The sequence below is a fragment of the Streptomyces sp. NPDC089919 genome, from assembly GCF_040684615.1.
Lineage (GTDB): Bacteria > Actinomycetota > Actinomycetes > Streptomycetales > Streptomycetaceae > Streptomyces.
Genome location: NZ_JBFBGK010000187.1, coordinates 1 through 7020, shown reverse-complemented (window position 1 = coordinate 7020; position 7020 = coordinate 1). Strand labels below are relative to the sequence as shown.

At 72.0% G+C, this 7020-nt stretch carries 2 protein-coding genes; both read left to right on the top strand.

Features of this window, described 5'->3' with window-relative positions:
• Positions 1–363: 363 nt before the first annotated feature.
• On the top strand, positions 364–4878 hold the full coding sequence (locus AB0O40_RS37030) for a hypothetical protein (protein WP_365050534.1): 4515 nt from the start codon (positions 364–366) through the stop codon (positions 4876–4878).
• 190 nt (positions 4879–5068) lie between these two features.
• Complete coding sequence (locus AB0O40_RS37025) at positions 5069–6931, top strand: IPT/TIG domain-containing protein (RefSeq protein ID WP_365050532.1); 1863 nt, start codon at positions 5069–5071, stop codon at positions 6929–6931.
• Positions 6932–7020: the final 89 nt, after the last annotated feature.

Here is a 7020-nt window from a genome sequence, read left to right as displayed (position 1 = left end):
GCCCTACCCCACGGGTGGCCATCGCGCCGAGCAACGCGCCCATCGACGCGGCCCCCGCGCCGGCCGCCCCGCCGCCGCCCACAATCGAGGTGAGTCGTCGTCACCACGGTGACGACGACCCACTCCCCCTTTCCCGGGAACCTTCGCCGGCGCCCTCTCGGCAGAAATTCACCGGCCGGCCGAAATTCCGGCCGCTACTTGGGGTCCCGGCCATCTCACCCCGTCCCACCAGCGATCGCGCGGGATGACTGGGGACGTCCCACGGCACCGGAGCCGTCTTTTCGGCCTTTTCAATGGTCCCGCAATCGGGTTCACGAAAAGCGTTCCGCATCACCGGAACTCCCTGTGCCGTAAGGAATCGTGTTGAGATCACGCAGAAATCCGCGGGCGCCGTTGGCGGCGCTCGCCGTGAGCGTCGTACTGGGCGGCTTCATACCGGCCGCCGCCTGGGCCGACGCCCGGTCCGCCGGTCCGGACCCGGCCGTGCCGGCCGCACAGCCCCCGGCGGCGGCCGGGCCGGACACCGTGCCGGACGCCCAGCGCACCGGGCTGCTGGGCGCGGACTACCGCCGCTCCGGCGACCTGGCCTGGACCACCAGCGGTGACGCCCAGGGCTTCCACCTCCTGACCGCCCGGGAGCGCGACGGATACGCCTGGCAGACCACCGCCACCCTGTCCGAGCCGGGCTTCGACGCGGACTCGTGGATCGGCAACGCCTGCGTGACGGGCTCCGGCAAGCGGGCCGTGGTGGTCTACGCCCCCCGGACCTTCACGAACGAGCCGCAGCTGATGGCCCGCGGCGGCTTCACCGCCGTCGTCGACCTGGCCACCGGCGCGGTGACCAAGCTGGACCTCCAGGCCTCCCTGTCCCGCTACAACCCGGGCTGCGGCGTGGGCGAGACGGCGGTCCTCACCCAGTCCGGCGGCGAGGACAAGGCGGCCACCCGGCTGTTCACCCTGGACACCGCCACCGGCCGGCTGTCGCGGCCGATCGTGACCGCGGGGCAGGTGACCTCTTCCGTACCGGCCAAGGACGGGAGCGTGGTCGGCGCGTCCGGCGGCGAGCTCGTCCGGATCGACGCCAAGGGCGCCCGGAAGTCGCTGCTCAGGACGGAAGGCGTCCCCTACCAGCTGACCCCCGACGCCGACGGCGGCATCGTCTTCCTCGACAAGGCGCTCGACAAGACCCCCGCACGGACCCCGGCCGCGAAGACGCCCGGGACGAGCGGAGCCAAGGCCGCGCTGGGTGCCCCGGTACCCACGTCCCCCGCGAAGACCCGCGCCAAGCGGATCTCCGCCGCCGGGATCACCACCCCCGACGCCCGCCGCACCAAGGCGACGCTGCTCGCCGAGGGGCCGCTCACCGACACCGGACTGACCCACAGCGCGGCCGGCACGGTCTACCTGACCGGTACCGCCCGGCCGGTCGCGGGCGTCCGGCTGCCCCGGACCTTCAAGACCCTGGGCCGGACCCCGCGCACCACCCAGGCCTCCACCCTCGGCGAGGCCGCCCTCACCGACACCCGCTGGGCCGACGGCAAGGGACAGCTCGTCACCCCCGGCGGTACCGCGGCCCGTCCGGTCGCGGTGAAGCTGACCGCCCTGGACAGCGGGCGCACCGCCGCCTTCACCCTCGCGCCGGGCCGCCGCTCCAGCGCCCGCATCGACGAGGGCGACCGGCGCTCGCCGGCCCTGACCGCCCCCTCCGGCGGCAAGGCCGCCCGCAAGTCCCCGGCCGCCGGCGCCAAGGCGGCGGGTGCCAAGGCGCTCTCCGTCAACGGCACCCGTGACGAGACCGTGGAGTCGGAGCGGATCTGCTCCGTCCCGCGCAACGACCCGCGCAACCAGGCCATGCAGCCCAAGCCCCGCCAGGTCGAGTGGGCCGTGGACATGGCGATCCAGGGCCTGATGAACAACCACATCAGCCGCCCGGCCAACTGGAAGAACCTGGGCATGCCGGCGTACCAGCCGCAGTCCCTCTTCCCCCGCCCCGTCCTGGACGGCGGCGGCCTGGTGCCCGCGCAGGTGATGCTCGGCGTCACCGCGCAGGAGTCGAACATGTGGCAGGCCTCGCGCGTCGCCGTCCCCGGCGTCACCGCGAACCCGCTGATCGGCAACTACTACGGCATCGACCTGTACGACGGGGACACCGGCAACGACTGGGACGTCAACTGGGCCAAGGCCGACTGCGGCTACGGCATCACCCAGGTCACCGACCACATGCGGCTGGCCGGACGGGAGGGCGACAAGGGCGGCACCGCCTGGGACTACCAGAAGCAGCGCGCCGTCGCCCTGGACTACACCGCCAACGTCGCCGCCGGCCTGCAGATCCTCGTCGACAAGTGGAACACCACCCGCCGCGCCGGTCTGACCATCAACAACGGCAACCCCGCCCGCCTGGAGAACTGGACCTTCGCCCTCTGGGCGTACAACTCCGGCTTCCACGAGAACACCGGCTCGGGCCCCTGGGGCGTCGGCTGGGCCAACAACCCCGCCAACCCCGAGTGGGACGCCGGCCGTTCCCCGTTCATGGAGAACGCGTACGGCGCGGAGGAGGCGGCCGACGCCGCGCACCCGCAGGACTGGCCGTACCAGGAGAAGGTCCTCGGCTTCGCCGGCCACCCGCCGTCGTACCTGGAGTCCCCGGGCACCCTGGTGCCGGCCTTCCGGGCCGCCTGGTGGAACGGCACCTCGGGCGACTCCACCATCACCGGCTCGGCCGTGCAGAACCGCGCGCAGGTCAAGCCCCCGGAGACGCTGTTCTGCACCTCGGCCAACCAGTGCGACCCGGCCCGGATCAGCGACAGCGCCGCGAACAAGCCCAACGCCGGGCCGTGTTCCAACGCCGACTACGAGTGCTGGTGGCACGAGTCCGTCCAGTGGAAGACCAACTGCGACTACTCCTGCGGCAACGAGTTCGTCCGCTTCCCCACCACGTGGGCCGAGGAGCCGGACGGCACCGCGTACCCGCCCGTCTGCACCGTCTCGACCGGTGGTCTGCCCTCGGGCGCCATGGTCATCGACGACGTCCCCGCCGGCACCCCCTCGGTCCGGCCGAACTGCGACAACGCCGCCTGGACCAACCAGGGCACCTTCGCCTTCGACTTCGGCAACGGTGAGACCGACTGCCCGACCTGCGGCACCAAGTGGCCCGCCAAGGTCGACCTGCACCAGCTCGGCGCCGGCTTCGGCGGCCACTTCTACTTCGGCCACACCCGCAAGGACGACCTCAAGGGCCAGCGGCTGAAGACCACCGGCACCTGGACGCTGAACAACGCGGTCAACGGCGCCGCCCGGGTCTGGGTGCACCTGCCCGACCACGGCGCGCAGACCCGGTACGCCCAGTACACCGTGTACACGTCCAAGGGCGAGCGGACCCGGCTGGTCGACCAGAAGGGCACCAAGAACCGCTGGGTGTCCATCGGCGCGTACATGTTCAACGGAAAGCCGAAGGTCTCGCTGTCCACCCTCGCCCCGGACGGCACCGGTGAGGAGGACATCGCCTTCGACGCCGTCGCGGTGCAGCCGGTGACCGCCCGGCTCGTCGAGCGGTCCCTGACCGCCGCGTCGATCTTCGACCCGAACCAGGACCTCAACTCCAACATGCCCTCGGAGGTCTACACTCCGCTGCGCACCATGACCACCCTCTACAACTGGGGCATGGGCCTGGCCTACATGGGCCCGCGCTGGGACAACCCGGAGGCGGACCGCAAGGGCATCACGGCCGTGCCGCCCTGCACGAGCTCACTGGTGAGCGAGTGCGCCGGTCAGCACACCTACGACGCGGCCATGCGGTGGTTCCAGGACATCCGCGCCGGCGGCCACGCCCCGACCGCGGACGGCTCGGCGCCCGCCATGTCCATCCCGGTCTGGATGGCGATGTCCAACAAGCGGCCCGACCCCTCGCAGCCCGCCTCGGTCGCCCTGGCGAACGAGAACAGCTACAAGATCAAGAGCGATGTGGACGTCAGCTTCCTCGTCGACGACAGCACCGGGAAGATCATCCCCGGCAGTGAGTCCACGGGCTACCGCGTCCGGGTCGGCAACGCCCACCTGCCGCACTTCCTCACCGAGATCATGACGGCCATCCAGGACGACTACGGGATCTCCAAGCCCTACATCGACTACACGACCCAGGACGCCCTCGAATACGGGCACTCCCTGCGGGCCCAGCCCTTCGCGGACGGCGACACCCCGGGTCAGGCGTACTTCCCGCACCTGCGCTCCGGACGCCTGAACTCCGACAACACCTGCGTGGACTTCCAGGCGATCGGCGGCGGTGTGCACGGCTACCGCTCGATGATCTCCAACGGCTACGTCAACGACAACGTCAAGGCCTGGATGAACACCGTCCAGGGCGACCTCCGGATCAACCAGGCGATCAAGGACTTCGCCGGGGACGTCTACTCGATGTTCTTCAAGAACAGCGGCAGCAACAACGTCTTCGGCAGCCAGATCGGCAGCGCCCCGCCGATCTGGCAGGACATCTCGGCGGCGTTCTGCGTGGACGGCAGCGTCAAGCCGATGCGCTTCTTCGACAACCCCGACAGCAACCCGTCCAAGGGCATCGTCATCCAGAGCTACATGCCCGACCTGTACCTGTACGTGGACGACAAGATGACCGACAACCTCGGCCGTCCGTCGAGCTCCCCGATCCGCAAGGGTGACTGGCGGGACTTCTCGAACATCCCGGGCGTCAACTCGATCAACGGCAACGCCTTCGGCACCTGCGACGTGATGCGGCGCGGCAACGGCGGCAATCCGTGGGGAATCGACCCGCCCGTCCCGGTGATCGGCGACGGCCCCTCCGCCCGCCCGGGCTCGGTCGTGCACTGCGAGTCCTACAACACGAGCTACGACGTGAACACCACGCCGTAACACCCGTCCGCAAGGAGCGGACCTCAGAGGAACGACGCGGGCCCCGGCAGACGCCGGGGCCCGCGCCCGATCCCAATCGATCACTTGAACACACAATCAGACATCGGGAGGGTCATCAAAGTAACTGTGAATAGCCTGAGTCGACGCCGGAGCGACAGCATCCGGACAGGCTCCCCCGAGAGGCGAACCCATGCCACTGGCCCCAGCCAGCCGACCCGCGCCGCACAGACGGCTGCGCCGGCTGCGGCGCGGCGCAGCGATGGCGCTGACGACCACGGTCCTCGGCACCATAGGCGCCGTCTTACCGGCCGTACCCGCGCACGCCGCCCCGGCTCCGCTGGTCTACGTCGCCAACTCCGGTGGCCGCTCGGTCACCGCGTACGACCCGGTGGCCGGCGCGCCGGTCGCCACCATCCCGGTGGGCAGCACCCCGGAGTACGTCGCCCTGTCGCCCGACGGCACCCAGGCGTACGTCGCCGACAACGGCAGCGGCACGGTCTCGGTGATCGACACCGCGAGCAACACGGTGGCCGGCACCATCGACGTCGGCCCGTACCCGTGGTCCGTCACCTTCTCCCCGGACGGCGCGCACGCCTACGTGGGGCACTTCGACGACCCCGGCAGCGTGGACGTGATCGACACCGCCACCCGGACGGTCACCGCCACCGTCCCGGTCGGCGGCCTGCCGATGGCGGTCGAGGTGAGCCCGGACGGCAGCCGGGCCTATGCCGCCAACTTCGCCGACGACTCGGTGTCCGTGATCGACACCGCCACCCACACCGTCAGCGCCGTGGTCCCCGATCCCGCCGGCGCCCGGAGCCCGGCCGGGCTGGCCGTCTCCCCCGACGGCGGACGGGTGTACGTCACCCACTACGACACGGCCAACGTCACGGTCATCGACACCGCCAGCAACACCGTCGCGGCGACCGTACCGGTGGGGGCACTCCCCCGGGGCGTGACCCTCACCCCGGACGGGCGGTACGCGTACGTCGCGAACCGCGGCGCCAACTCGGTGTCGGTGCTCAGCACCGCCACCGACACGGTCGTGGCCACCGTCCCGGTCGGCACCCGCCCCACCGCCACCGCCATGGCCCCCGACGGCGCCCACGTCTACGTCAGCAACAACGGCGCGAACAGCATGTCGGTGATCGACACCGCCACGAACACCGTGACCTCCGTCGTCCCGACCGGCACCGGCCCCGTCGGTCTGACGGCCGGCCGGGCGGCCCCGCCCACCGTCACCGGGCTCTCCCCCGACCACGGCCCGACGACCGGCGGCACCACCGTCACCGTGACCGGCACCCACCTCGGCGGCACCACCGCCGTGGTCTTCGACGGCACCCCGGCCGCCGACGTCTCGGTCGTCGACGGCAGCACCGTCACCGCGACCGCGCCGCCGCACGCGGCCGGCACCGTCGGCGTCGCCCTCGTCGCCGCCGGGCGCACCCTGTCCGCCGGGCAGTACACCTACCAGAAGCCGGCGCCCGTGGTGACCGCCGTCGCGCCCGCCCGCGGCCCGGCCGGCGGCGGTACGGCCGTCACCCTCACCGGCACCGGCCTGACCGGCGCCACCGCCGTCTCCTTCGGCACCGTCGCGGCCACGTCGTTCACCGTCGTCAGCGACACCAGGATCACGGCGACGGCCCCTGCCGCGAGCACCGCCGGCACGGTCGACGTCACCGTCACCACCCCGGCCGGCACCAGTGCCACCGGGCCCGCCGACCGCTACACCTACGGCCGTGACACCACCAAGCTGACCGCCACACCGCTGCTGCTCACCCTGGCCCCCGGCCAGCTGAGCATCAACCTCAACCTCTCCGCCACGCTCACCGACACCACCACCGGACGGCCGGTGGCCGGCGCGACCGTCGCCTTCACCGTCGGGTCCACGGCCGTCTGCACCGCGGTCACCTCGGCGGCCGGCACCGCCTCCTGCAGCGGCCTCGCCCCGGTCCTCACGGTCCTGCTGCACCTGAGCTACACCGCCACGTACACCGGCTCCGCGGCCCTCGACCCCGCCACCGCCACCGCCGGCCTGATCCGCATCGGCTGACCCCCGCCCCGCCCCCGTGGTGCGGCCACCGGCTTCCGCAACTTCGGCCTGGGCCCCGCCCAGGAGCCGCACCCGCCGATCCTGTCGGA

Coding starts and splice junctions, on each gene's coding strand:
- AB0O40_RS37025 (WP_365050532.1), top strand. CDS start 5,069: ATGCCACTGGCCCCAGCCAGCCGACCCGCGCCGCACAGACGGCTGCGC.